General features: G+C 64.2%; 27 protein-coding genes. 15 read left to right on the forward strand and 12 right to left on the reverse strand.

All coding sequences use genetic code 11. The annotated features are described in order from the left end of the window. Position 1 precedes the first annotated feature (1 nt). The 3 genes from JN279_RS02965 to JN279_RS02975 are packed head-to-tail and all read left to right on the forward strand — an operon-like array spanning position 2 to position 1,915. Positions 2-886: a UPF0280 family protein gene (locus JN279_RS02965; protein WP_202351953.1), complete on the forward strand. Its 885-nt coding sequence runs from the start codon at positions 2-4 to the stop codon at positions 884-886. Then, positions 879-1,463, forward strand: a complete 585-nt coding sequence (locus JN279_RS02970) for an amino acid synthesis family protein (protein WP_202351954.1) — start codon at positions 879-881, stop codon at positions 1,461-1,463. The genes JN279_RS02965 and JN279_RS02970 overlap by 8 nt, the downstream gene beginning before the upstream one ends. After that, positions 1,460-1,915 carry a MarR family winged helix-turn-helix transcriptional regulator gene (locus tag JN279_RS02975; RefSeq protein WP_096452488.1) on the forward strand — a complete coding sequence of 152 codons (456 nt, stop codon included), beginning with the start codon at positions 1,460-1,462 and terminating at the stop codon, positions 1,913-1,915. Before JN279_RS02970 ends, JN279_RS02975 begins: the two co-directional genes overlap by 4 nt. A gap of 62 nt (positions 1,916-1,977) precedes the next feature. Here JN279_RS02975 and JN279_RS02980 read toward each other — a convergent pair whose 3' ends face one another. The 5 genes from JN279_RS02980 to JN279_RS03000 form a co-directional block, all read right to left on the reverse strand. Beyond that, on the reverse strand, positions 1,978-2,772 hold the full coding sequence (locus tag JN279_RS02980; protein ID WP_202351955.1) for an inositol monophosphatase family protein: 795 nt from the start codon (positions 2,770-2,772) through the stop codon (positions 1,978-1,980). A gap of 79 nt (positions 2,773-2,851) precedes the next feature. Beyond that, entirely contained in the window at positions 2,852-3,853 is a 1,002-nt protein-coding gene (locus JN279_RS02985; protein ID WP_096452482.1) for an LLM class flavin-dependent oxidoreductase, read from the reverse strand. Beyond that, a complete protein-coding gene (locus JN279_RS02990; protein ID WP_096458262.1) occupies positions 3,850-4,683 on the reverse strand; it encodes an arylamine N-acetyltransferase family protein in 834 nt (277 codons plus the stop codon). Before JN279_RS02990 ends, JN279_RS02985 begins: the two co-directional genes overlap by 4 nt. 73 nt (positions 4,684-4,756) lie before the next feature. Then, positions 4,757-5,926, reverse strand: coding sequence for an AI-2E family transporter (locus JN279_RS02995; protein ID WP_096458260.1), 1,170 nt, complete (start codon positions 5,924-5,926; stop codon positions 4,757-4,759). Positions 5,927-6,047: 121 nt separating this feature from the next. Continuing rightward, positions 6,048-7,112 (reverse strand): LLM class flavin-dependent oxidoreductase, encoded by a 1,065-nt coding sequence (locus JN279_RS03000; protein ID WP_096452480.1) that lies wholly within the window; start codon positions 7,110-7,112, stop codon positions 6,048-6,050. Positions 7,113-7,331: 219 nt separating this feature from the next. On the opposite strand from JN279_RS03000, the gene JN279_RS03005 reads away from it, so the two are divergent. Next, positions 7,332-7,760, forward strand: coding sequence for a DUF6481 family protein (locus tag JN279_RS03005; protein WP_064990121.1), 429 nt, complete (start codon positions 7,332-7,334; stop codon positions 7,758-7,760). 156 nt (positions 7,761-7,916) lie between these two features. On the opposite strand, the gene sugE is transcribed toward JN279_RS03005, so the two are convergent. Together sugE and JN279_RS38650 are read right to left on the reverse strand one after the other, a co-directional pair. Next, positions 7,917-8,231 (reverse strand): quaternary ammonium compound efflux SMR transporter SugE, encoded by a 315-nt coding sequence (gene sugE / locus JN279_RS03010; protein ID WP_064990686.1) that lies wholly within the window; start codon positions 8,229-8,231, stop codon positions 7,917-7,919. 206 nt (positions 8,232-8,437) lie between these two features. Beyond that, positions 8,438-8,563 carry a hypothetical protein gene (locus JN279_RS38650; protein ID WP_013891842.1) on the reverse strand — a complete coding sequence of 42 codons (126 nt, stop codon included), beginning with the start codon at positions 8,561-8,563 and terminating at the stop codon, positions 8,438-8,440. 213 nt (positions 8,564-8,776) lie between these two features. Here JN279_RS38650 and JN279_RS03015 point away from each other — a divergent pair, with 213 nt between their 5' ends. From JN279_RS03015 to JN279_RS03030, 4 genes are all read left to right on the forward strand, one after another. Further along, positions 8,777-9,586: a transglutaminase-like domain-containing protein gene (locus JN279_RS03015; protein WP_096458257.1), complete on the forward strand. Its 810-nt coding sequence runs from the start codon at positions 8,777-8,779 to the stop codon at positions 9,584-9,586. Between the two features lie 114 nt (positions 9,587-9,700). Further along, entirely contained in the window at positions 9,701-10,651 is a 951-nt protein-coding gene (locus JN279_RS03020; protein ID WP_096452478.1) for a cation diffusion facilitator family transporter, read from the forward strand. Positions 10,652-10,783: 132 nt separating this feature from the next. After that, the gene (locus tag JN279_RS03025) at positions 10,784-11,188 is read left to right on the forward strand and encodes a GFA family protein (RefSeq protein ID WP_096452476.1); all 405 of its coding nucleotides are present in this window, start codon (positions 10,784-10,786) and stop codon (positions 11,186-11,188) included. Positions 11,189-11,268: 80 nt separating this feature from the next. Continuing rightward, complete coding sequence (locus JN279_RS03030) at positions 11,269-12,081, forward strand: class I SAM-dependent methyltransferase (protein ID WP_096452474.1); 813 nt, start codon at positions 11,269-11,271, stop codon at positions 12,079-12,081. Position 12,082: 1 nt separating this feature from the next. Here the strand turns inward: JN279_RS03030 and JN279_RS03035 are convergent, their stop codons facing one another. Beyond that, positions 12,083-13,354, reverse strand: coding sequence for a DNA recombination protein RmuC (locus JN279_RS03035; RefSeq protein WP_096452472.1), 1,272 nt, complete (start codon positions 13,352-13,354; stop codon positions 12,083-12,085). Positions 13,355-13,457: 103 nt separating this feature from the next. Between JN279_RS03035 and def the strand changes: the two genes are divergently transcribed. Then, positions 13,458-13,988: a peptide deformylase gene (def, locus tag JN279_RS03040; RefSeq protein WP_096452470.1), complete on the forward strand. Its 531-nt coding sequence runs from the start codon at positions 13,458-13,460 to the stop codon at positions 13,986-13,988. 3 nt (positions 13,989-13,991) lie between these two features. Here def and JN279_RS03045 read toward each other — a convergent pair whose 3' ends face one another. Further along, a complete protein-coding gene (locus tag JN279_RS03045; protein WP_096452468.1) occupies positions 13,992-14,249 on the reverse strand; it encodes a hypothetical protein in 258 nt (85 codons plus the stop codon). Between the two features lie 155 nt (positions 14,250-14,404). On the opposite strand from JN279_RS03045, the gene JN279_RS03050 reads away from it, so the two are divergent. From JN279_RS03050 to truA, 5 genes are read left to right on the forward strand one after another with little or no spacing between them, the layout of a single operon-like run. Beyond that, complete coding sequence (locus tag JN279_RS03050; protein WP_202351956.1) at positions 14,405-14,692, forward strand: plasmid stabilization protein; 288 nt, start codon at positions 14,405-14,407, stop codon at positions 14,690-14,692. Continuing rightward, complete coding sequence (locus JN279_RS03055) at positions 14,689-15,114, forward strand: type II toxin-antitoxin system VapC family toxin (RefSeq protein ID WP_096452464.1); 426 nt, start codon at positions 14,689-14,691, stop codon at positions 15,112-15,114. Before JN279_RS03050 ends, JN279_RS03055 begins: the two co-directional genes overlap by 4 nt. A 43-nt stretch (positions 15,115-15,157) precedes the next feature. Continuing rightward, entirely contained in the window at positions 15,158-16,111 is a 954-nt protein-coding gene (gene fmt, locus JN279_RS03060; RefSeq protein WP_202351957.1) for a methionyl-tRNA formyltransferase, read from the forward strand. Further along, positions 16,108-16,614 carry a GNAT family N-acetyltransferase gene (locus tag JN279_RS03065; RefSeq protein ID WP_202351958.1) on the forward strand — a complete coding sequence of 169 codons (507 nt, stop codon included), beginning with the start codon at positions 16,108-16,110 and terminating at the stop codon, positions 16,612-16,614. Before fmt ends, JN279_RS03065 begins: the two co-directional genes overlap by 4 nt. A 23-nt stretch (positions 16,615-16,637) precedes the next feature. Next, the gene (truA, locus tag JN279_RS03070) at positions 16,638-17,384 is read left to right on the forward strand and encodes a tRNA pseudouridine(38-40) synthase TruA (RefSeq protein WP_202351959.1); all 747 of its coding nucleotides are present in this window, start codon (positions 16,638-16,640) and stop codon (positions 17,382-17,384) included. Positions 17,385-17,419: 35 nt separating this feature from the next. On the opposite strand, the gene JN279_RS03075 is transcribed toward truA, so the two are convergent. Beyond that, positions 17,420-18,052: a transporter gene (locus JN279_RS03075; protein ID WP_202351960.1), complete on the reverse strand. Its 633-nt coding sequence runs from the start codon at positions 18,050-18,052 to the stop codon at positions 17,420-17,422. A 5-nt stretch (positions 18,053-18,057) separates the two neighbouring features. Next, a complete protein-coding gene (gene dapE / locus JN279_RS03080) occupies positions 18,058-19,251 on the reverse strand; it encodes a succinyl-diaminopimelate desuccinylase (RefSeq protein ID WP_202351961.1) in 1,194 nt (397 codons plus the stop codon). A 125-nt stretch (positions 19,252-19,376) separates the two neighbouring features. On the opposite strand from dapE, the gene JN279_RS03085 reads away from it, so the two are divergent. Continuing rightward, the gene (locus tag JN279_RS03085) at positions 19,377-20,429 is read left to right on the forward strand and encodes a 2-dehydropantoate 2-reductase (RefSeq protein WP_202351962.1); all 1,053 of its coding nucleotides are present in this window, start codon (positions 19,377-19,379) and stop codon (positions 20,427-20,429) included. Here JN279_RS03085 and JN279_RS03090 read toward each other — a convergent pair. Then, positions 20,332-21,105, reverse strand: a complete 774-nt coding sequence (locus JN279_RS03090; protein ID WP_202351963.1) for a hypothetical protein — start codon at positions 21,103-21,105, stop codon at positions 20,332-20,334. The genes JN279_RS03085 and JN279_RS03090 overlap by 98 nt on opposite strands. Positions 21,106-21,112: the final 7 nt, after the last annotated feature.

Consider the following 21,112-nt stretch of genomic DNA (forward strand, 5'->3'; position numbering starts at 1 on the left):
GATGGACGGCCCGCAGGCGCATTGGCTGCAGGACGGCAAGCGGCTGCATCTCAACCATGGGCCGATCGACCTGATCGTCGAGGCCTTCGGCGAGGCGCGGGAATGCCGCCTGGCCTATGAGCAAGCCATCGCACGGTTCCAGACGATCCTGATCGAGCTGGTCAGAGAGCTTCCCGAATTGCGGCTCCCGGCATTTTTCCTGGCGCCGCGCGCCTTCGACGGGCCGACAGCGCGCCGCATGGAAGCGGCCGTCATGCCGCTGGCGGAATGTTTCATCACACCGATGGCGGCCGTTGCGGGATCGGTAGCCGACGAAATGCTCGCCGCATTGCTTGCCGGCCGCAAGCTCGAGCGCGCCTATGTCAACAATGGCGGCGACAGCGCCCTTCACATCGGCAAGGGCCGATCGATGGGCCTGGCGGTCGCCGGCACCGGCAATGGCATGGCCGACCGGATCACGATCCGCGCGGAAGATGGCGTTCGCGGCGTCGCCACCAGCGGCTGGCGTGGCCGTTCCTTCTCGCTTGGCATTGCCGACGCCGTCACCGTGCTGGCGCGGACCGGCGCCGAGGCCGATGCGGCGGCGACGCTGATTGCCAATGCGGTGGACCTGCCCGGCAATCCCGCCATCAAGCGCATTCCCGCACGTGAACTTTCGCCCGACAGCGACCTCGGCGCGCGGCTGGTGACGCAGGGCGTCGGGACGCTTGCGCCTGGCGAGGTGGCGCGGGCGCTGGACAATGGCCTTGCCGTCGCCGAAGATTTTCGCCGGCGCGGGCTGATTGCCGGATCGGCGCTGTTTCTTGGCGGTGAGGCCCGCATCAGTGGCTCGGTTGCGCTTGCCGCGCCCAACAAAAATCCGAGGGAGGACGTTGCCCATGCCTGAGTTTCCGATCCGCAAGATCGCGGTGCTGAGCGAAGAGATCTTTCATGAGGGCGGGCCGGTGGCGCAAGTGCCGCGCCGGCGCGCGGCGGCCATGGCCGTGGTCAAGAACCCGTTCGCCGGGCGCTATGTCGAGGATCTGCAGAGCGCCATGGACGATCTGAAGCCACTTGGCCTGCTGCTTTCCGACAGGCTGATCGCCGCCTTGGGCGGCGACGTCAAGCAGATCGATGGCTACGGCAAGGGCGCCATCGTCGGCACGGCGGGCGAGCTGGAGCATGGCGCGCTCTGGCATGTGCCCGGCGGCTACGCCATGCGCGAGCGGCTCGGCGACGCCAAGGCGATCGTGCCGTCGGCCAAGAAAGTCGGCGCCTTCGGCTCGAAGCTCGACGTGCCGCTCGGCCACATCAACGCCGCCTATGTGCGCAGCCATTTCGACGCCATGGAAGTCGGCATCAGCGACGGTCCGCGCCCGGACGAGATCCTGTTTTGCCTCGCCATGACCTGCGGGCCGCGGGTTCACAACCGCATGGGCGGGTTGGCGGCAGCCGACATCAAGGCCTGGGACGGGCTGCGGTGAGCGGCGGGGAGCTCAAGCTGGTCGAGGCCGAGGAGCCCGAGGAGCAGGATTACCTCCTGCAGGAGCAGGTCGGCTTCATCCTGCGCAAGGCGCACCAGCGCCATGTCTCGATCTTCGCCGCGCATATCGGCGACCTGACGCCGCCGCAATTCGCCGCGCTCGCCAAGCTGCGCGATGTCGGCGAGACCTCGCAGAACCAGCTCGGCACGCTGATCGCGATGGATGCCGCGACGGTGAAAGGTGTTATCGACCGGCTGAAGGCGCGCGGCCTGGTCGAGCTTTCCAAGCATGAGGTCGACAAAAGGCGGCTGCTGGTCAATCTGACCGCCGAAGGCCGCGACGCCATCGAACGCCTGATCCCGCTGGCGCGCGAGATCACCAGGGAAACGCTGGCGCCGCTCTCGGCCAAGGAGATCGCCACCTTCATGAAGCTGCTGGCCAAGCTGGCGTAGGGCCGATTGGTGATCCGCAATTCGTGCCGGCCGCTGGGGGCAATCGCGCAGAGCGTGAGCGCTTAAACCGCGAACACCCCGGAACAAAGCGCCTGCAGCTTCGAAAAGACGCCCTTGCCGCCCGTGATGACTTGCGTCCCGCTCTGCAGCACCGTCCTGGGATCCGCCTTCAGAACGGTACCGCCGGCCTCCTCGATCAGCAGCATGCCGGCCAGGCAGTCCCAGGCATTCATGTGTTCCTCGACATAGCCAAGCAGCCGGCCCGAGGCGACATAGGCCAACATCAGGGCGCCGGACGCATTGCGGAAGAAGACGCCGCCTTCGGCGAGGATCTTCTTGATCAGCACGGCGATGTTCTCGGCCTCGGCCCGGTTCGAGAATCCGGTCCCCACCGAGCCTTCTTCCAGGCTGGTCGCGGCACTTGCCTTGATCGGCCTGCCGTTGACGAAGGCGCCGCCGCCGAGCCTGCCGTGAAAGGTCTCGCCGGTCGACGGTTCGTGGATGACGCCGACGACCGTCTCCCCGTCCTTTGCGCAAGCGATCACCACACACCAGGCCGGAATGCCGCGCACGAAATTGGCGGTGCCGTCGATGGGGTCGATGACCCAGGCATAGCCGGTCGAGCCGGCAACCGAGGCATGCTCCTCGCCGACAATGCCGTCTTGCGGATAGTCCTTGGCGATCGCCGCGCGGATGAACAGCTCGACCTCACGGTCGGCTTGCGAGACCAGGTCCTGATGGCCCTTGCTCTCGATGGCCAGGCTTTCCAGATCGCGGAAATATTCGAGGCCGAGTTCGCCGGCGCGTCGCGCCAGATCGATGGCAGACTGCGTGCGGGCGTCAAGATCATGTGTCACGGGAAGGCTCGCTCTTGCCTGGGGATGCGCCGCACTTAGCAGAGCATCGCTGCAGGCAAAAGCACCTGGCGGATAAATGTCAGGCCGCCTGCGACAGCGATTTGTGAGCGTCAGCCAGGATCTCGAACGACCGCACCCGCGCCGCATGATCGAAGATCTGCGCGGTGACCATCAGCTCGTCGGCGCCGGTGCGGCGCACGAAGGCGTCGATGCCCTGGCGGACCGTCTCGGGAGAGCCGACGACGGCGCAGGACAAGGCCTGGCCGAGCATGGTCTTGGCCATCGGGTCGAGATCGCGGTCATAGTTCTCGACCGGCGGCGGCAGTCTTCCCGGCCGACCGGTGCGCAGATTGACGAAGGCCTGCTGCAGCGAGGTGAACAGCAGCCGCGCCTCGGCATCGGTGGGCGCGGCGAAAACGTTGAGGCCGAGCATGACATGCGGCTTGTCGAGCTGTTCCGACGGCTGGAAACGCGAGCGGTAGATGTCCAGCGCGTGATCGAGTTCGGCCGGCGCGAAATGCGAGGCGAAGGCATAGGGTAGGCCGAGCATGGCGGCGAGCTGCGCGCCATAGAGGCTGGAGCCGAGTATCCAGATCGGCACGCTCTGGCCCTCGCCCGGCACGGCGCGCAAGCGCTGGCCTTCCTCGGCGGGGAGGAAATAGCCCATCAGCTCGACGACATCCTGCGGGAAATTGTCGGCGCCGGCCTCGAGGTTGCGGCGCAAGGCGCGCGCGGTGTTCATGTCGGTGCCGGGAGCCCGGCCCAAGCCCAGATCGATGCGGCCGGGAAACAGGGCGGCCAGCGTGCCGAACTGCTCTGCGATGACCAGTGGCGCATGGTTGGGCAGCATGATGCCGCCGGCGCCGACGCGAATGGTTTTGGTGCCGCCGGCGACATGGGCGATGACGACCGATGTGGCGGCGCTCGCGATGCCCGGCATGTTGTGATGCTCGGCCAGCCAGTAGCGCTTGTAGCCCAGCTGTTCGGCACGGCGGGCGAGATCGAGCGAGTTGGCCAGCGACTGCGAGGCGTTGCTGCCCTCGACGATCGGCGACAGGTCGAGAACGGACAGTTCGGTCATGCGTTGGTCTCCACGATCTTTTTCTCACGCACTTTGGCCTCGAAAGCCGTGCGGTCGGGAATGATGATGCCGAGCTGGGCTTCCAGCGTGTCGGCGAGTTCGGCGGCGGTGGCTATCTCTGTCTGCTCGGTGCGGCCGCCAAGGTGATGGATCGACAGGCGGTTGCCGCGCAACGCGTAACGCCGGTCGGGCGCGGCGCGCGCCGCGATGACAGTGCCTAGGAAATGTGATGTCGGGCTGGTCGACAGGAAGTAGTTGGCGATGGAATAATCGACCTCATATTGCGGCTGCAGGTCGAAGCGGTAGAGCGAGCGCCAGTCGCCGCTGATGGCGGCCTGCAGGCGGAAGTGATCGCCGGCCTCGACGATGCGGAAGGTCTCGTGCGGTGTCGCCTGTTCGAGGCCCGGCTCGAGCAGCAGCGGCGCGGTCAGGGTCAGGCCGCCGAAGCCGACATCGGCGATATAGGTTCGGCCATGGAACTCGATCCGCAGCAGCATGTGGCTTCGCGCGGTGATGGCGTCCTCGCCATGGCCCCAAAGCACACGCGCGGCCAGGCCGCCGACCTCGAAACCAAGCGCCTTCAGCGCGTGCATGAGGAGCAAATTGTGCTCGAAGCAATAGCCGCCACGCCCGCCAAGGACGATCTTGTCCTGCAGCGAAGCAATGTCGAGCCGAACGGGCTGGCCAAGAAACGAATCGATGTTCTCGAAGGGGATCGCCTGCGGATGCAGGAAATGCAGCGCCTTAAGCGTATCCAGCGATGCGTCCCGCGGACCGGCGTAACCGATGCGAGCGAGATAGGCGTCGAGGTCGAAGGAAACGTCGTTCATCGGGAAGGGGCACCGGCCATTGTCCGGCCGGATATAGGCATTCGGTCCGGGCGCCGCAAACACAGCGAGTTGGCTACGCGGCGGCCTTGTTGTTCTCCTCGACGGGTTCGTCTTCCACCACGGCGGTTTGCTGCGCGGCGAGGAAATTGCCGACATGGCCAAGCCCCTCGAAATGGTCGCAGAACACTTTTATGACGACCAGCAGCGGCACCGCCATCAGCGCGCCGACGAAACCCCATAGCCACGACCAGAAAGCGATGGCGATGAAGATCGCCACGGCGTTGATCTCCAGGCGCCTGCCGACCACCATCGGGGTCACGAACTGGCCTTCGACGACATCGCACAACAGCACGAAGGCCGGCGCCAGCAGTGCGTAGGAAATGGTGTCGAAGCTGATCAGCGCCATCACCGCGACCAGCACGATGGTCAGCAACGCGCCGACATAGGGCAGGAAGTTGAATAGGGCGGCGGCGACGCCCCAGACCAGCGGGTTGGGCATGCCGAGCGCCCACAGGCCAAGGCCGATGACGGTGCCGAGACCGGCATTGATGATGGTGACGGTGAGCAGATAGTGCGAGATTTCACGCTCGACGTCATAGACGACGCGCAGCGCCCGCTTCTTCTCGCTGAGGCTGGCAAAGGACTGGATGATCTTCTCGTAGAACATCGTGCCCGAGGAGAGCAGGAACAGCGACAGCACGAAGATGATGGTGAGGCTTGTCCCCGCCGACAGGATATTGCTGGCGGCCGACGACAGGATGCCGGACTGGGCGACCGCGACTTTCTGGATGCCCGGCTCCTGCGAGGTCTCGGTCATCTGTTCGACCTGATGCGAGATCTGCATGATCCTTTCCAGCGGACGCCGCAATTGCGCCAGCCGCTCGGTGAGCTGCTGGCCGATCGACGAGGTGTTGTTGAGGAGATCGATGACCGGACCACTGAGCAGGTAGCCGGCACTGGCAAAGAGGGCGATCGACAGCAATACCAGCAGGGTCGCCGAAACCACTTCGGGAATGCCGCGCTTGCGCAGCAGCCGCACGATCGGCGTCAATGTCAGCGCGAGCAGGAAAGCCAGCATGACCGGCATGAAGAAGGCGCGGGCGAAGTAGAGCGCATAGACAGTCATGAAGATGAAAATACCGACCAGCAGCGAGCGCATCAGATGGGTATCGGCTCGCGCCACGGCGCGCGATTCGGCCGCTTCGGCAACGCCTGCGGCCAACGCGTCGGGTTCGGTTTTCATCATGGTCCCTCGACGGCGCACCGCAATCGGCGCAATCCGCCGATCGAAAACGCTGGCGTGGCCTCAAGGTTCCGTTAGCCAGCAGGCCCAGCCGCGCAGGCATGCCGTTGTCTCATCTGGTTCAAGCAGCAGGCGCAGCGGCCACAGCCGGCGCGGATTTCGCCGTCTCCTTGCGCACGATCGGCGCCACTTTGGTGCCGTAGAGTTCGATCGCCTTCATGATCTTGGCGTGCGGCATGGTGCCGATCGCCATCTGCAGCAGGAAGCGGTCATTGTTGAAAATCCTGTGCTGGGCGACGATCTTTTCCGCCACCTGCTCCGGACCGCCGACGAACAGCGCGCCGTTCGGACCACGCGACTGGTCGAAATGCGCCCGCGATGTCGGGCCCCAGCCGCGCTCGCGACCGATGCGGTTCATCACTTCGGCCTGCGGGCCGTAGAAGTCGTCGGCCGCCTGTTCGGTCGTCTCGGCAATGAAGCCATGCACGTTGATGCTGGTGGCGAGACCCGCCGGGTCACTGCCGGCGCGTTTGGCGGCCTCGCGGTAAAGGTCGAACAGCGGCGCGAAGCGCGCCGGCTCGCCGCCGATGATGGCAAGCGCCAGCGGCAAGCCGAGCGCGCCCGCGCGGGCGGCGGACTGTGGCGTCCCGCCAATGGCGATCCAGACCGGCAGCCTGTCCTGGAAGGGTCGGGGATAGACGCCGCGGTCGTTGATCGGTGCACGCAGATTGCCGGACCAAGTGACCTTCACCTGATCGCGAATGGCAAGCAGCAGGTCGAGCTTCTCGGCGAAGAGCTCGTCATAGTCCTCGAGATTGTAGCCGAACAGCGGGAAGGATTCGATGAACGAACCGCGGCCGGCCATGATCTCGGCACGGCCACCCGACAGGAGATCGAGCGTGGCGAACTGCTGGAAGACGCGCACCGGATCGTCCGAGGAGAGCACGGTGACCGCGCTGGTCAGCTTAATACGTTTGGAACGCTCGGCGGCCGCGGCCAGCGCCACGACCGGCGCGGAAGCGGCATAATCGGGCCGGTGATGTTCGCCCAGACCAAAGACGTCGAGACCGACCTGATCGGCCAGTTCGACCTCCTCGATCAGGTTGCGCAAGCGCTCATGTGGGCCGATGGCGCCGGGGCCGGGCTGCGGGCTGACGTCGGCAAAAGTGTAGAGACCGAGTTCCATGTGATGTCATCCTGGTGTTGGGTTTTGTCACTAGACGTAGCGACCGTATCGCCTCGCCGCCAGAGAGGCGGACGGTGAACAGTGCATGTCGGTTTGGGTGGAAAGGCGTCTCCCGGCTGCAACATCACGGAATTTCATGGCTGGCATACCGTTTTGGCGCTTGAACTCTCGGCATTCGCGCGTATGTAAGCCTCGCGAATTGACTTCAGGGAAGTGGACTTGGCTATCTACAGGGAAAAAGACATTTTCGAGCGGCGCAATGCCGCGAACGAGGCAAAGAAGGCGCTTCTGGAGCGCTTCAAGTCAAAGCCGGCGGCAGACGATCCCGCAGTGCTGGCGCGACAGGCCGAACGCAAGGCGATCCTCGAGGCCCGCGAAATCCGCGAAGCCGAGAAGGCAAGGCTGAAGCAGGAGAAGCTGGCACGCGAGGCGGTCGAGAAGGCCGAGCGCGAGGCAGCGGCCGAAGCGGCACGCATTGCGGCCGAAGAGGCGGCACTGGCTGAAGCGAAGATCAAGGAAGCCGAAGAGACCGAGCGCATCGCCCGTTTGCTGGCTGACGAAGCCGAACGCAAGGCGAAACGCGACGCACGCTATGCGGCGCGCAAGCAGCGCACCGGCAGGACGCCCCCAGGCTTCTCAGCCCGCTAACGCCTTAGCGGCCAAGCTTCGAAATTTGGAATCAGGGTCGCCTTGCAGCGGCCCTGAAGGCGTTTGCGTGAAAACAACGCGTTGAGCCTCTGAGGCAGGTCGTGCCAGCGGCCGCGCCCTCGGGCCAAGTTCGAGCGCGCGGACGCTTGGACGCATTCAGGCCGCGAACTTTAACCCCATGATACCGCAGACGATCAGCGCGATGCAGGCGAGCCGGATCGCGGTGGCGGGCTCGCCGAGCAGCCAAATGCCGAGCAGCGCCGTGCCGACGGTGCCGATGCCGGTCCAGACCGCATAGGCAGTGCCGACGGGAAGCGCCTTCAAAGCCAGGCCGAGTAGTGTAAGGCTGACGATCATCGAGGCGACGGTGAGGACCGTCGGCACCAGTTTCGAGAAACCATCTGTGTATTTGAGACCGATCGCCCAGCCGATCTCGAACAGGCCGGCGAAAAACAGAAGAATCCAAGACATCGGGAACGCTCCATCCAGCATCGCGCCGGAGACAGGATCCGATCCTCAGATGCTGATCATTGTGGCGGGTCGTCCCGACCGAATTTTCGGGGGAAGCGCGGGGTCGTCCCCGCGCCAGGAACATAGGCGTGTCCAAACGCCCGATCAACCCGGCGGCATTGTCTGACGCCGCCGGTGGGATTTTGCCGCACCTGACTTGCCGAGGCCTACTTTTCCTTGATGCGCATCGCCTTGACCGGCGGTGCCTTCAGGGCGGGAGCGGGTGCCGGCTTCTTGGCATCCTTCTTCGGCTTGCGGGCTTCCTTGCCTGCCTTCATCGCACCTTTAGCCATGATTCGTTCCTCCAGTTGCGGGGCGTGAAGTGAAACAAGAGAAACGCTTTGCCGCAAGGGGGCAGCGCGCCTGTCGTAGCCTCGGTCTGGCTGCTTTCAACCGGTTTCTAATTTGCTCGTAAACCATGGCCGTCCGTGTCATGTTCATCTTCGCACTGCAGCATCGACCCGCGCATTCGCCGGGTGATCGTCGGGCAGGCCGTCAGGACGACAATGCGGATCCACATCGGCTGCGAGATGAGTTTCGACTTCCCGCAGGAAACGCCGCTCATCGCGATGCTCAATGTCCACTATTCCCGCGCCTCCGATCTCGAGCGCCCGGATTTCCTGACTTCGAACCCGCCGGTGCCGATCGAAAGCTATCGCGACAGTTTCGGCAATTGGTGCAACCGCTTCGTGGCTCCGCCCGGCCGGTTCACCTTCGGCACGGATGCGGTGATCCGCGCCCCCGGCACCTTCGAAATGGGCGAGCTGATGGCCTGGCAGCACGAGGTGCGCGACCTGCCGGCGGAAACGCTGCTGTTCCTGCTGCCCAGCCGGTTTTGCGAGAGCGACCTTTTGGCCAGCGAAGCGTGGCGGCTGTTCGGCCATACGCCGCTCGGGATACCGCGCGTGCAAGCGGTGTGCGATTTCGTTCACAACCACATCGTCTTCAATTACGGCAACGCAAGGCCGACGCGCACCGCGGCGGAAACCTATCGCGAGCAGAGCGGCGTGTGCCGCGATTTCGCGCATCTCGCCGTCACCTTCTGTCGGGCGCTCAACATCCCGACGCGCTACTGCACCGGTTACATCAGCGATATCGGCATGCCGAAGCCATGGTCGAGCATGGATTTCGCTGCCTGGATGGAGGTCTATCTCGGCGGCCGCTGGCACGTCTTCGACCCGCGCAACAATGCACCGCGCATCGGCCGCATCCTGATCGCCTCAGGCCGTGACGCTGCGGATGTGCCGCTGACCCATATTTTCGGCCCGGGCACGCTCGCCAGCTTCAAGGTCTGGACCGACGAGATCGTCGAATAGCGTCCCGGCCCATTCGAAGACTTTGAACGACCCGGCGATTGGCGCGTTGTGATGGCTGTGGAGCTTCGGCGGCTGCGCCGCTACAACTTTATGCCTTGAAGGGGACAACACTGCATGGCCGGGCATGGCGGCTCCAAAACGGTCATCTATGCGGCGCTCGCCGGCAATCTGGCGATCGCTCTGACCAAATTCGCCGCCGCCTTCTTCACCGGCAGCTCGGCGATGCTGTCGGAAGGCGTGCATTCGCTGGTCGATACCGGCAATGGCGGGCTGCTGCTTTACGGCATGCATCGTGCCGCGCGCCCGGCCGACCGCACGCATCCGCTCGGCCATGGCCGCGAACTCTATTTCTGGAGCTTCATCGTCGCGCTGCTGGTTTTCGCGCTCGGCGCCGGCGTGTCGTTCTACGAGGGCATCGTCCACATCATGGCGCCGGAGCCTGTCGCCAACGTCAAGGTGAACTATGTCGTTCTGGGCCTGTCCTTCCTGTTCGAAGGCAGCTCCTGGATGGTGGCGCTGAAGGAGTTCCGCCGAGAGAAAGGCACGCAGGGCTGGCTGCAGGCGGTGCAGTCGAGCAAGGACCCGAGCGTCTATACCGTGCTGTTCGAGGACAGTGCCGCGCTTCTCGGCCTGATCGTCGCCTTTGCCGGCATACTGGCGGCGGAGCTGCTGGAGATGCCGGAGCTCGACGGCGCCGCCTCGATCGGCATCGCGTTCATCCTCGGCGCCACGGCGATTTTCCTCGCCCGTGAAAGCAAAGGCCTGCTGATTGGCGAACCGGCCTCGCCCGAGGTGCAGAGAAAAGTGCTGGCGATCGCCCAGCAGGATCCGGCGGTGCAGCGGGCGAACGGCGTCCTGACCGTCCACTTGGGACCGCAAGAGATCGTTGCCGGCCTCAGCATCGAATTCGAGGACCATCTGGCGGCGCCGGAGATCGAAGCCTGCGTCGAACGCATCGAGGCACGGCTGAAGAGGGAGATGCCGGAAATCACGCGGCTGTTCGTCAAGCCGCAGACCACGGGCACCTGGGAGCAGCGGCGCAAGCTGATCGAAACCGCATCCTAACTCTTTTTTGCGCAATTCCGGACGGAAAACCGCTCACACTTTTCCTGGAATTGCTAATCCTGGACCAGCACTGCACCGTTGCCCCGTCGCATTGCCTTGCTAAGATTGGCGACGGATTTCGGAGGAACGACCATGAAGATCGACGGCGGGTGCCATTGCGGCGCCATCACTTATGAGGCGGAGGTCGACCCGGCAAAGACCTCCATCTGCCACTGCACGGACTGCCAGCAGCTGACCGGCACGGCCTTTCGCGTCACCGTTCCCGCGCCCGAGGATCACTACCGGATCACCCGGGGCACGCCAAAAATCTATATCAAGACCGGATCGAGCGGCGCCAAGCGCGCCCAGGCCTTCTGCGGCGAGTGCGGTTCGCATCTTTACGCCACTTCGGTCGGCGACGGCCCGAAGGTCTATGGGATCAGGGTGGGCACGGCGCGGCAACGCGAGGATCTGGTGCCGACACAACAGAAGTGGCACCGGTCGGCCTTGCACTGGCTTCCGGAATTCGATGGCATAAGCATCGTGGAAGACCAGTAGCACCCGCCTCTCGGTCGAACGCGACCCAAACCACCAATTATGTGCTAGCCTCGCTCACCATCAAAGGGCGGGTGATAGCGATGTTGGAAACGGACAAACTGTTTGCCGGCTCGATCCCGGAAAACTACGACCGCTACATGGTGCCGCTGATTTTCGAGCCGTTCGCCGTGGACCTCGCACAGCGAGCGGCGTCCTTCTCGCCCAAAGCTGTTCTGGAAGTCGCCGCCGGCACCGGGGTCGTCACCCGCGCCTTGGCGCCAAAACTGTCCCCTGACGCAAGCTATGTCGTGACCGACCTCAACCAGCCGATGCTCGACTATGCCGCTTCGCGACAGGCTCCCGACAGTCGCATCCAATGGCGCCAGGCCGATGCCATGGCGCTGCCGTTTGAGGACGCGGCCTTCGATCTCGTTTGCTGTCAGTTCGGCGCGATGTTCTTTCCCAGCCGCCCCTCCGCCTACCGCGAGGCCAGGCGGGTGCTGAAGCCCGGCGGACATTTTTTGTTCAACGTATGGGATCGCATCGGGGAGAATGTGTTTGCCGATGATGTGACCAACGCGCTGGCCAGGATTTTCCCGAACGATCCGCCGCGCTTTCTGGCCCGCACGCCGCATGGCTACCACGATACGGCGCTGATCCGCGGAGACCTTGAGGAGGCCGGCTTCTCCGATGTGGCGATCGAGACGAGAGCCGAACAGAGCCGTGCGCCCTCGCCGCGCATTCCGGCGGTTGCCTATTGCCAGGGAACGGTGCTTCGCACCGAAATCGAGGCCCGGGATCCGGGCAAACTAGACGCCGCGACGGATTATGCCGCATCCGCGATTGCGGCCAGGCATGGCAACGGCGCGGTTGCCGCCAAAATTCAGGCACATGTCATCGTGGCCGTCGCCTAGATCAGTCGTCGCCTTCGACGACCCGCAGCCTGAGCTGCCCGGTCTTTGAATCGGCGACGCGCGGGCCGGGCTCGAGTTTGGCGGCCGGTGCCCGTGACGCCGCGTCCGGGGCGGCATCGCCTTCGGCCTGCGCGCCGAACTCCAGCGCCTCGATCTTCTGGCCGCGCTTGGTCACCTTCGATGTCGAGACCAGAATATCGTCGATGTCCTTGGCCGACTGGCCGAAATGCACCTGCAGCTTGCGCACGCGCTCGTCGACACGCGCGACATCCTCCATCAGCCGGATCACCTCGCCCTGGATCAGATGCGCCTGTTCGCGCATGCGGGCGTCCTTGAGGATCGCCTGGATGACCTGGATCGACAGCATCAACAGCGACGGCGAGACGATGACGACGCGGGCGCGGTGCGCCTTGTGGACGATTGCCTCGAAATTTTCGTGGATCTCGGCGAACACCGATTCCGACGGCACGAACATGAAGGCGGTGTCCTGCGTCTCGCCCTGGATCAGGTATTTCTCCGAGATATCGCGGACATGTATCTCGATGTCGCGGCGGAAGGCCTGCGAGGCGACCTTCTGCAGGTCGGCGCCATCGGCGGCGCGGATGGCGTTCCAGGCTTCCAGCGGAAACTTGGCATCGATGGCCAGCGACGGCGCGCCGTTCGGCATCTTCACCAGGCAATCCGGCCGGCTGCCATTCGACAATGTCGCCTGGAATTCGTATGCGCCCATCGGCAGGCCGTCGGCGACGATCGCCTCCATGCGCGACTGGCCGAAGGCACCGCGCGTCTGCTTGTTGGAGAGGATCGCCTGCAGCTGCACGACCTGGCCGGCAAGCGACTGGATGTTGCCTTGCGCGACATCGATGATCGCCAGCCGCTCCTGCAGTTTGGCCAGGCTCTCATGCGTGGATTTGGTCTGCTCGGTCATCGTCTGGCCGATGCGGCCGGTCATGGCGTCGAGGCGTTGGCCAATCGACTGCGTCAGCTCTGCCTGGCGGGCGCCGAACACTTCGGCGATGGCCCCCATGCGGCCCTGCATCTCGGCCTGGCTTTGCAAGATGCCGGCCATCCGCGCCTCGGCGTCGCGGGCATGGTCGGCGGCTTCCGCGGCCGCGACCGCGCGCGCCTTGGCCGACCGCCACAGCGCGACGACCAGCGCTACGAACAGGCCGAGAAACAACAAGACGGCGAAAGCCAGCGCGTGGCCAAGCGTGATTGTCGAGGCGCCAAGTCGTGCGACGGGCTCGGAAAGGATGGTGCTCAGATCATTCATGTGGACAGCATAGCCGATTCGGCCTGATGGCACAGATCAAAACGTGAACGAGGCTCAGGTGCACCGGTTGACGCTTTTCGCTGAACGTCTTACGTGGGACGCCATGCCGATCAAGCCGCTCATTATCCTTCCCGATCCCATCCTGCGCCAGGTTTCGAAGCCGGTGGAGCGCGTCGACGCGCCCTTGCGTAAACTTGCCGACGATATGCTGGCGACCATGTATGACGCGCCCGGCATCGGGCTGGCGGCAATCCAGATCGGCGAGCCGCTGCGCATGCTGGTGATCGACCTGGCCAAGGAAGACGAAACGCCGGCGCCGCATGTCTTCATCAACCCGGAGATCCTGGAAAGCGCCGAGGCGCGCTCCGTCTACGAGGAAGGCTGCCTGTCGATCCCCGACTATTACGCCGAGGTCGAACGCCCCGCTTCCGTGCGGGTGAAATATCTCGACCGCGACGGCAAGCTGCAGGAGATGGAGGCCGAGGGGCTGATGGCGACCTGCCTGCAGCACGAGATCGACCATCTCAACGGCGTGCTGTTCATCGACCACATCTCGAAGCTGAAGCGCGACATGGTGTTGAAGAAATTCAAGAAGCTCGCCAAGGACAAGGCACCGGGCAAGCTGGTGGGATAGCATTTACTCCAGCAACCCACGCAGAACCCATTCCTTGCCTATCTCGATTCCTTTCGCGCCGATTTCAATTGCGAGCGCACGAGACTCTGGTGAGAAAATCAAAACTATGATGATCGCCCCTGCTACCAGAGGCGTGACGTAGACGGCGAAATTGCTTTCCCTTCGCCTCGACAGTTCGCCTTTCTCGTATCGTTCCTCAACTGTTTTGAACTCGGCGAAGGGGGCTCTGCGTTTCCCAAAAGGCTTTTGATCGCGCTGCATATGAGGCTCCTAGGGATAGGTGCTCGAATTATGCGCCCAAACTATTGGTGATAGAGTTAACGAACTCTCTAGGTCACTGCAGCGAAGGGATCGGAGTTATTGTTGATCACAGGTCGCCGAGATGATATCAGTGATATCAATTCGTGGAGATGGCTATGGGCGATATCCTGATCAGAGACATTCCCGAGCCCTTGAAGCGCGAAATCGAACAAGCGGCGCGCAAAGGCGGCCAAAGTCTGTCGAGCAAGGCCATCGATCTTTTGCGCAAAGGCATGGTCGCGGAGAAAGAAGCCAAGCCGGGACCAGGGCTTTCAGCCTGGGATGCTATTCGTTCGGCGTTCGCTGCCGAAAATGCAATTGGCGATGAATTTTCCGAGATGATGGACGACATCGAAGCGGACAGGAAACGCGACTTCGGTCGTCCCGTTGAGGGTTTCGAGTGATTGTCCTCGATACCAATGTCGTTTCCGAAGCCAGCAAGCCTGTGCCCGACTCGAATGTCTCCGCCTGGTTCCGAAAGCAGGATCTGCTCGCGCTCTATATGTGCGGACCAGTCATCATGGAGCAATCTTTCGGTGCCGAACGGTTCTTGAACAAGACCGGATCGGACCGCTATGTTCGCGTGCTCGATCAGCTGATTTCGCAGCAGTTCGCCGGCCGTATCGTGGAATTTTCGGGTTCGATCCCTCGACTTGCCGGCAGGCTGCGTGCGGCACGGGAAAGGATCGGGCGCCCTATCAGTCTTTCCGACGCTATGATCGCCGCGATCTGCCTCGCCCATGATGCGACGCTTGCGACGCGCAATGTCCGCGATTTCGACGGGCTTTACCTGAAGCTGGTAAACCCGTTTGAAGCGGGGGCGTGAGCCGGCACACGGTGCGCAGAAAGAAACAGGAATCGGAAGAAAAATGCCCCTTCGCGTCATCTTCATGGGCACGCCTGAGTTTTCGGTGCCGACGCTGCGCGCGATTGCCGAGGCCGGACATGAGATTTCCGCCGTCTACACCCAGCCGCCGCGCGCCGCTGGCCGGCGCGGACTGGAACTGACGCCTTCGCCGGTGCAGCGCGAGGCCGAGCGGCTGGGCATCGAGGTGCGGACACCGACCTCCCTCAAGGGCGAGGCCGAGCAGGCCGCTTTCGGCACCTTGCAGGCCGATATCGCCGTGGTCGTCGCCTATGGTTTGCTGCTGCCGAAGGCTGTTCTCGACGCACCCCGGTTTGGCTGCATCAACGGCCATGCGTCGCTTCTGCCACGCTGGCGCGGTGCCGCCCCCATCCAGCGCGCCATCATGGCTGGAGACCTGGAAAGCGGCATGATGGTGATGCGCATGGAAGAGGGTCTCGACACCGGCCCGGTGGGATTGCTTGAAAAATGCGCCATCGAACCCGATATGACAGCCGGCGATCTGCATGATCGGTTGATGCGCGTCGGTGCAGCCTTGATGGTGGAAGCGCTGGCGCGGCTGGAAGAGAACACCCTGACATTTACCGCGCAAGCGGCGGAAGGGGTGACTTACGCCAGAAAAATCGATAAATCCGAGACGCGCGTGGACTGGACGCGGCCTGCGGCCGAGGTCCATAACCACCTTCGCGGCCTGTCGCCCTTTCCCGGCGCCTGGTCCGAAATTGACATTGGCGGCCGCATGGAACGGCTGAAACTGCTTCGTTCGACGCTTTCCGAAGGCCCGTCGCTTTCGGAAGATTTGGGCGAGTCGGGAGGAATTCTCGATGACCGGCTGACGGTCGCCTGCGGTTCAGGCGCGGTCAGGCTGGTCGAAGTTCAACGTGCGGGCGGAAAGCCCGCCGCCGCGTCGGAATTCCTACGCGGAGCCAAGATCGTAAAAGGAATGAAGTTCTCATGAGCATGATGTCGATACGCGCGGCGACGCCGCGGGATCGCGAGGCCATTCGCCTCGTCGAGGAACACGCCTTCGGCCAGCAGGCGGAGGCCGGGCTGGTCGACGCGCTGGTGACCGGCGGCGACGCCGTCGTCGAACTGGTAGCGGAAGAAGACGGCCAGGTGGTCGGCCATATCCTGTTTTCGCGGCTGTTCGTCCAGAATGGCGGCAAGAGCCTCGCGGCCGTGGCGCTGGCGCCGCTGGCGGTGGAACCTTCGTTCCATGGCTCAGGCATTGGCGGCGCGCTGATCCGCGAGGCGCATATCCGCCTCAAGGATGCCGGCGAGACACTGGCAGTGGTGCTGGGCGACCCAGCCTATTACGGCCGTTTCGGCTACAGCCATGCACGGGCCGAAAAGTTCGAGAGCGAATACCAAGGCGAAGCGCTGCAGGCGCTGGCCTGGGGCGACGCTCCGGAGGCCGGCAAGCTGGTCTACGCCTCCGCCTTCACCGCTCTCGCCGCGTAGGCGAGAACGTATAAGCTGCCGGCATGCCGCGTTTTCGCCTCGACATCGAATATGACGGCAGCCTGTTTGCCGGCTGGCAGCACCAGGCCGACCAGCCTTCGGTGCAGCAGGCGATCGAGCAGGCGATCGAGAAATTCTGTGGCGAGGCGGTGCGGCTGCGCGCCGCCGGCCGTACCGATGCTGGCGTGCATGCGACCGCCCAGGTGGCGCATGCCGACCTCGCCAAGGCTTGGCCTGGCGACAAGGTGCGCGATGCCATCAACGCCCATCTGCAGGCAGCCGGTGCGCATGTCGCCATCCTGAAGGCGGCGATCGTCCCGGACGATTTCGACGCGCGGTTCTCGGCCACAGGCCGCCACTATCTCTACCGCATCCTCAATCGTCGCGCGCCCGCCGCCCTGGAAAAGGGCAAGGTGTGGTGGGTGCCGAAGCGGCTCGACGCCGGCGCCATGCACGAGGCGGCTAAAATCCTGCTCGGCCGGCATGACTTCACCACCTTCCGCTCGACGCAGTGCCAGGCCAACAGCCCGGTCCGGACACTGGAGCGGCTCGATGTGAGCCGGGCGGGCGACATGATCGAAGTGAGAGCCTTGGCCCGTTCCTTCCTGCACAACCAAGTGCGCTCCATGGTCGGCTCGCTCAAGCGCGTCGGCGATGGCGGCTGGACCGAGGCCGATCTCAAGGTAGCACTCGAAGCGCGCGACCGCGCCGCCTGCGGCCAGGTGGCGCCGCCCGACGGGCTTTTCCTCATTGGCGTCGATTATCCCTGAATAGAGTCCTCTATTCGGGAGAGAGTCCGGAGGCTTTACCCCGGGAACGGTCCCGAAAGGCTCTGTGCCCCGATATCGTCCGGCACGGAGATGCCAAGCAGCATCTGCAGCCCAAACAGCACCAGCAGCGAAGCGATGAACATGCCGACGAAAACGGCGGTTCCGATCGCCGCGCCCTTGCCGATCGTGGCGTTGGTCATACGCCAGGTCAGCGCCATCGACAGGGCAAACAGCAGCAGAGACACGATGCTCGATATCTGGCTCGCGGACGACAGGAAAAGCCTGATCAGCGCCGAGGGCAGCATCAGCCAGGCGGTGATGGCGGAGGCCCAGTTGCTGGCCACGACATAGTGGACGAAGCGGCCACCGATGCCGGCGCGCGGTGCGACCACGGCGAACACGACCAGCGGCAGCACCCAGGAGCCGATATCGACCGTTGCCAGGCGCAACAGCATACCGAAACGGCCCACGAAAGCGTTGGGATCGCCGATCTCGTTGGCGATGCCGACCCAGCCGACGATCAGCGCCGGCGCGGCAACGACAATGGCGAAGAAGGAATTCCAAAAGCCGTCCGCCGACAGGTCGAGCAGGCGCAGGCCGTCGACCTTGCCGAGCATCAGCCGCCAGGCACCGGTCAGCGAAGCTTGGGTTTCATCCGCCGAAAGCATGCTGCTCAGCCCTGCCCGAACCAGTCTTCGATGAAGCGTTGATAGATCCGCGTCAGTGTTTCGAGATCGGCAAGGGCGACGCGCTCGTCGACCATATGCATAGTCTTGCCGACCAGGCCGAACTCGACCACCGGGCAGTAATCCTTGATGAAGCGCGCATCCGACGTGCCGCCCGACGTGGACAGCGCCGGTTTTTTGCCGACCGTCGCCTTGATCGAGCCGGCAAGCGTGTCGACCAACTTGTCGTCGCGGGTCAAGAAGACATGGCTTGGCCGGTCGCGCCAGACGAGGTCGTAGTCGACCGACGTCTTCTTGCCCGGCCGGTACTTCTTGCGCTTCGCCGCCTGGTCGAGGCGGTTGTGGATTTCGGCCTGAACGGTCTCGGCCGTCCAGGTGTCGTTGAAGCGGATGTTGAAGGTCGCGGTGGCCTTGGCCGGAATCACATTGGTGGCCGGGTTGCCGACATCGATGGAGGTGACCTCCAGATTGGTCGGCTGGAAATCCTTGGTTCCCTTATCGAAGACGGGATGCAGCAAGGCGTCGACCAGGTTGATCAGCCCGCGCACCGGATTGTCGGCAAGCTGCGGGTAGGCGGCATGGCCCTGGCGGCCATTGACCGTGATCGAACCGGACAGCGAGCCGCGCCGGCCGATCTTGATCATGTCGCCGAGCGCATCGGGATTGGTCGGCTCGCCGACGATCGAGGCATCCCATTTCTCGCCCCTGGAAGCGGCCCATTCGAGCAGCTTGACGGTGCCGTTGATGGCCGGACCTTCCTCATCGCCGGTGATCAGCAGCGAGACCGAGCCCTTGGGGCCGCCATTGCTCTCGACATGGCGCGCTATCGCCGCAATGAAGCAGGCAATGCCGCCCTTCATGTCGACGGCGCCACGGCCATACATCTCGCCATTGGCGATCTCGGCGGCGAAGGGCGGGTGCGTCCAGGCGGCCTCGTCGCCGACCGGCACGACATCGGTATGGCCGGCGAACATCAGATGCGGGCCGTTGCCGGACCGCCTTGCATAGAGGTTCTCGATATCGGGCGTACCGTCTTCCGAAAAGACTGGCCGGTCGACCAGGAAGCCGAGCGGTTTCAGCATCGTTTCCAGCGCGCTCAGCGCACCGCCTTCGGCTGGTGTCACCGAGGCACAGCGGATGAGGGTGGCGAGGTTTGCGGCGGGATCGGTCGGCAGCGTCATGGCAAAAGCGATAGTCGAAAGCGGAAGGCCTGTCACGGCCAGACATGGGGGCCAGCCCAATGGCAGGCGATGGCGCCGACATTATGGTTTTCATGTCGTATAGTCCGGCCGGGCGGGAGTAAGAAATGGCAAACGGGGAAAAACGGATCGTCATCGCCGGTGCCGGCAGCATCGGCTGTTATGTCGGCGGCTGCCTGGCGCTTGGCGGGCGGCAGGTTGTGCTGCTGGTCCGGCCGCGCATCGAGGCAGCGCTGCGGCAAGGCGGATTGCGCATCAGCGACCTTGAAGGCCGCGATCGCCTGGTCAAGCCGGACGGGCTCGAGGTAACCGCCGATCCCGCCGGCGCTCTGCCGCAGGCGGACGTAATTCTGGTCACCGTCAAGAGCGGCGCGACGCAGGAGATGGCGGCGTTGATCGACGCTCATGCACGCCCCGATGCGGTGGTGGTCAGCCTGCAGAACGGCGTCGACAATGCCGACAGGCTGCGCGCCGGGCTTGGCCAGCAAACCGTGCTGGCCGGCATGGTGCCGTTCAACGTGGTGCAATCGCCTGATGGCGAGCTGCCGCTGCGCGTTCACCGCGCCAGCGAGGGCAAGGTGATGATCGAGGACGGCGGCCTTGCCGGCCTTCTCGATGTCGCCAGCATCCTTGATGTCGAAGGGCTGGCGGTCGAGACGCATGGCGACATGAGGGCCGTGCTGTGGGGCAAGCTTCTGATGAACCTCAACAACGCGCTGGTGGCGCTGTCGGACCTGCCGCTGGCGCGCGAACTCGCCGATCGCCGCTGGCGGCTGATCCTGGCCGGCCAGATCGACGAGGCCTTGCTGGCGATGAAGGCCTCCGGCATCGCGCCGGCGCGTATCGCCGGGCTGCGGCCGGCGCTGCTGCCGAAGGTGCTCCGGCTGCCGGACTGGCTGTTCAAACGGCTCGCGCGGCGCATGCTGGCGATCGACCCCGAGGCGCGCTCGTCGATGTGGGACGACCTGCAGCGCGGCCGGCCGACCGAGATCGGCGAACTGCAAGGGGCGGTGCTCGGCCTTGCCCAGAGAACGGGGACGCCGGCGCCGTTCTTGAAAAGCGTTACCGCTTTGGTGCGCGCCGCGGAAGCGGCGCGGCTTGGCCCGCCGGGCCTGGCGCCGGAACAGGTTGTGCCGCCGGATGGTTCTCGATCAGCGTGATCTTCTGCCAGATCTTGCGCGACAGGTTGGACGCCAGGTTCTCGATGTCGTTGACGCCGTCGATGACGACGTCGTCATTGACCGACTGCGCGAACAGGGCGGCGATCTTGCCGGTGATCGACAGCATTTCGGAGCAATAGTCGAGGTAGCGCGCGAGATCGGCGGCATTGGTGATGCGGGCCGGCGAATGCGCCGTCGGCTTGAAACTGGCCGAGAGCGCCGCCGGATCCTTGGTCAACTGGTGCATGTCGATGACATGGATCAGCGAGCGCAGCCCGTGCAGCTGACGAAACACCCGCTTGCGCTTGATGCGCTCCTCGGTGCGGACCAGCGCCAGCAGGCCGAGCACGGCAAGGATGATCATGTTGATCGTTGCTTCGATGCCTTGCACCGATTGCACCGCATCGTCGGCCTGGGAGATGTGAATGAGCGGCAGGATGGTGCCGACGAACAGGAAGATCAACGCGCCGGCGAGGACGGCGGCGATGATGAGGCCGCGCAGCCACCAGATCGGTTCCTCGAGCCCTTTCGCCGCCTTGGCCAGATCGCGCGACAGCGACACAAGTTCGGCGGCGACGCCGCGCAGTCCGGCGTTGGGAAAACGCTCGGCGACACGGCCTTCCAGCCGTTCGGCGGTGTCGATGATCAGTTTCGGATCAAGCGTGCGGTAGCGCATGTCCGAT

This window comes from Mesorhizobium sp. 113-1-2 (assembly GCF_016756475.1).
In the GTDB taxonomy this organism is placed as follows: domain Bacteria; phylum Pseudomonadota; class Alphaproteobacteria; order Rhizobiales; family Rhizobiaceae; genus Mesorhizobium; species Mesorhizobium loti_C.

Excerpts from the sequence above, each read along its gene's own strand:
- JN279_RS02995 (WP_096458260.1), bottom strand. The coding sequence starts at position 5,926 with ATGAAAACCGAACCCGACGCGTTGGCCGCAGGCGTTGCCGAAGCGGCC.
- JN279_RS02990 (WP_096458262.1), bottom strand. The coding sequence starts at position 4,683 with ATGAACGACGTTTCCTTCGACCTCGACGCCTATCTCGCTCGCATCGGT.
- JN279_RS03020 (WP_096452478.1), top strand. The coding sequence starts at position 9,701 with ATGGCCGGGCATGGCGGCTCCAAAACGGTCATCTATGCGGCGCTCGCC.
- truA (WP_202351959.1), top strand. The coding sequence starts at position 16,638 with ATGCCGCGTTTTCGCCTCGACATCGAATATGACGGCAGCCTGTTTGCC.
- sugE (WP_064990686.1), bottom strand. The coding sequence starts at position 8,231 with ATGTCTTGGATTCTTCTGTTTTTCGCCGGCCTGTTCGAGATCGGCTGG.
- JN279_RS03075 (WP_202351960.1), bottom strand. The coding sequence starts at position 18,052 with ATGCTTTCGGCGGATGAAACCCAAGCTTCGCTGACCGGTGCCTGGCGG.
- JN279_RS38650 (WP_013891842.1), bottom strand. The coding sequence starts at position 8,563 with ATGGCTAAAGGTGCGATGAAGGCAGGCAAGGAAGCCCGCAAGCCGAAG.
- JN279_RS03050 (WP_202351956.1), top strand. The coding sequence starts at position 14,405 with ATGGGCGATATCCTGATCAGAGACATTCCCGAGCCCTTGAAGCGCGAA.
- JN279_RS03000 (WP_096452480.1), bottom strand. The coding sequence starts at position 7,112 with ATGGAACTCGGTCTCTACACTTTTGCCGACGTCAGCCCGCAGCCCGGC.
- JN279_RS03045 (WP_096452468.1), bottom strand. The coding sequence starts at position 14,249 with ATGCAGCGCGATCAAAAGCCTTTTGGGAAACGCAGAGCCCCCTTCGCC.
- fmt (WP_202351957.1), top strand. The coding sequence starts at position 15,158 with ATGCCCCTTCGCGTCATCTTCATGGGCACGCCTGAGTTTTCGGTGCCG.
- JN279_RS03025 (WP_096452476.1), top strand. The coding sequence starts at position 10,784 with ATGAAGATCGACGGCGGGTGCCATTGCGGCGCCATCACTTATGAGGCG.
- dapE (WP_202351961.1), bottom strand. The coding sequence starts at position 19,251 with ATGACGCTGCCGACCGATCCCGCCGCAAACCTCGCCACCCTCATCCGC.
- def (WP_096452470.1), top strand. The coding sequence starts at position 13,458 with ATGCCGATCAAGCCGCTCATTATCCTTCCCGATCCCATCCTGCGCCAG.
- JN279_RS03065 (WP_202351958.1), top strand. The coding sequence starts at position 16,108 with ATGAGCATGATGTCGATACGCGCGGCGACGCCGCGGGATCGCGAGGCC.
- JN279_RS03085 (WP_202351962.1), top strand. The coding sequence starts at position 19,377 with ATGGCAAACGGGGAAAAACGGATCGTCATCGCCGGTGCCGGCAGCATC.
- JN279_RS02965 (WP_202351953.1), top strand. The coding sequence starts at position 2 with ATGGACGGCCCGCAGGCGCATTGGCTGCAGGACGGCAAGCGGCTGCAT.
- JN279_RS03035 (WP_096452472.1), bottom strand. The coding sequence starts at position 13,354 with ATGAATGATCTGAGCACCATCCTTTCCGAGCCCGTCGCACGACTTGGC.
- JN279_RS03090 (WP_202351963.1), bottom strand. The coding sequence starts at position 21,105 with ATGCGCTACCGCACGCTTGATCCGAAACTGATCATCGACACCGCCGAA.
- JN279_RS02970 (WP_202351954.1), top strand. The coding sequence starts at position 879 with ATGCCTGAGTTTCCGATCCGCAAGATCGCGGTGCTGAGCGAAGAGATC.
- JN279_RS02985 (WP_096452482.1), bottom strand. The coding sequence starts at position 3,853 with ATGACCGAACTGTCCGTTCTCGACCTGTCGCCGATCGTCGAGGGCAGC.
- JN279_RS03030 (WP_096452474.1), top strand. The coding sequence starts at position 11,269 with ATGTTGGAAACGGACAAACTGTTTGCCGGCTCGATCCCGGAAAACTAC.
- JN279_RS03015 (WP_096458257.1), top strand. The coding sequence starts at position 8,777 with ATGCGGATCCACATCGGCTGCGAGATGAGTTTCGACTTCCCGCAGGAA.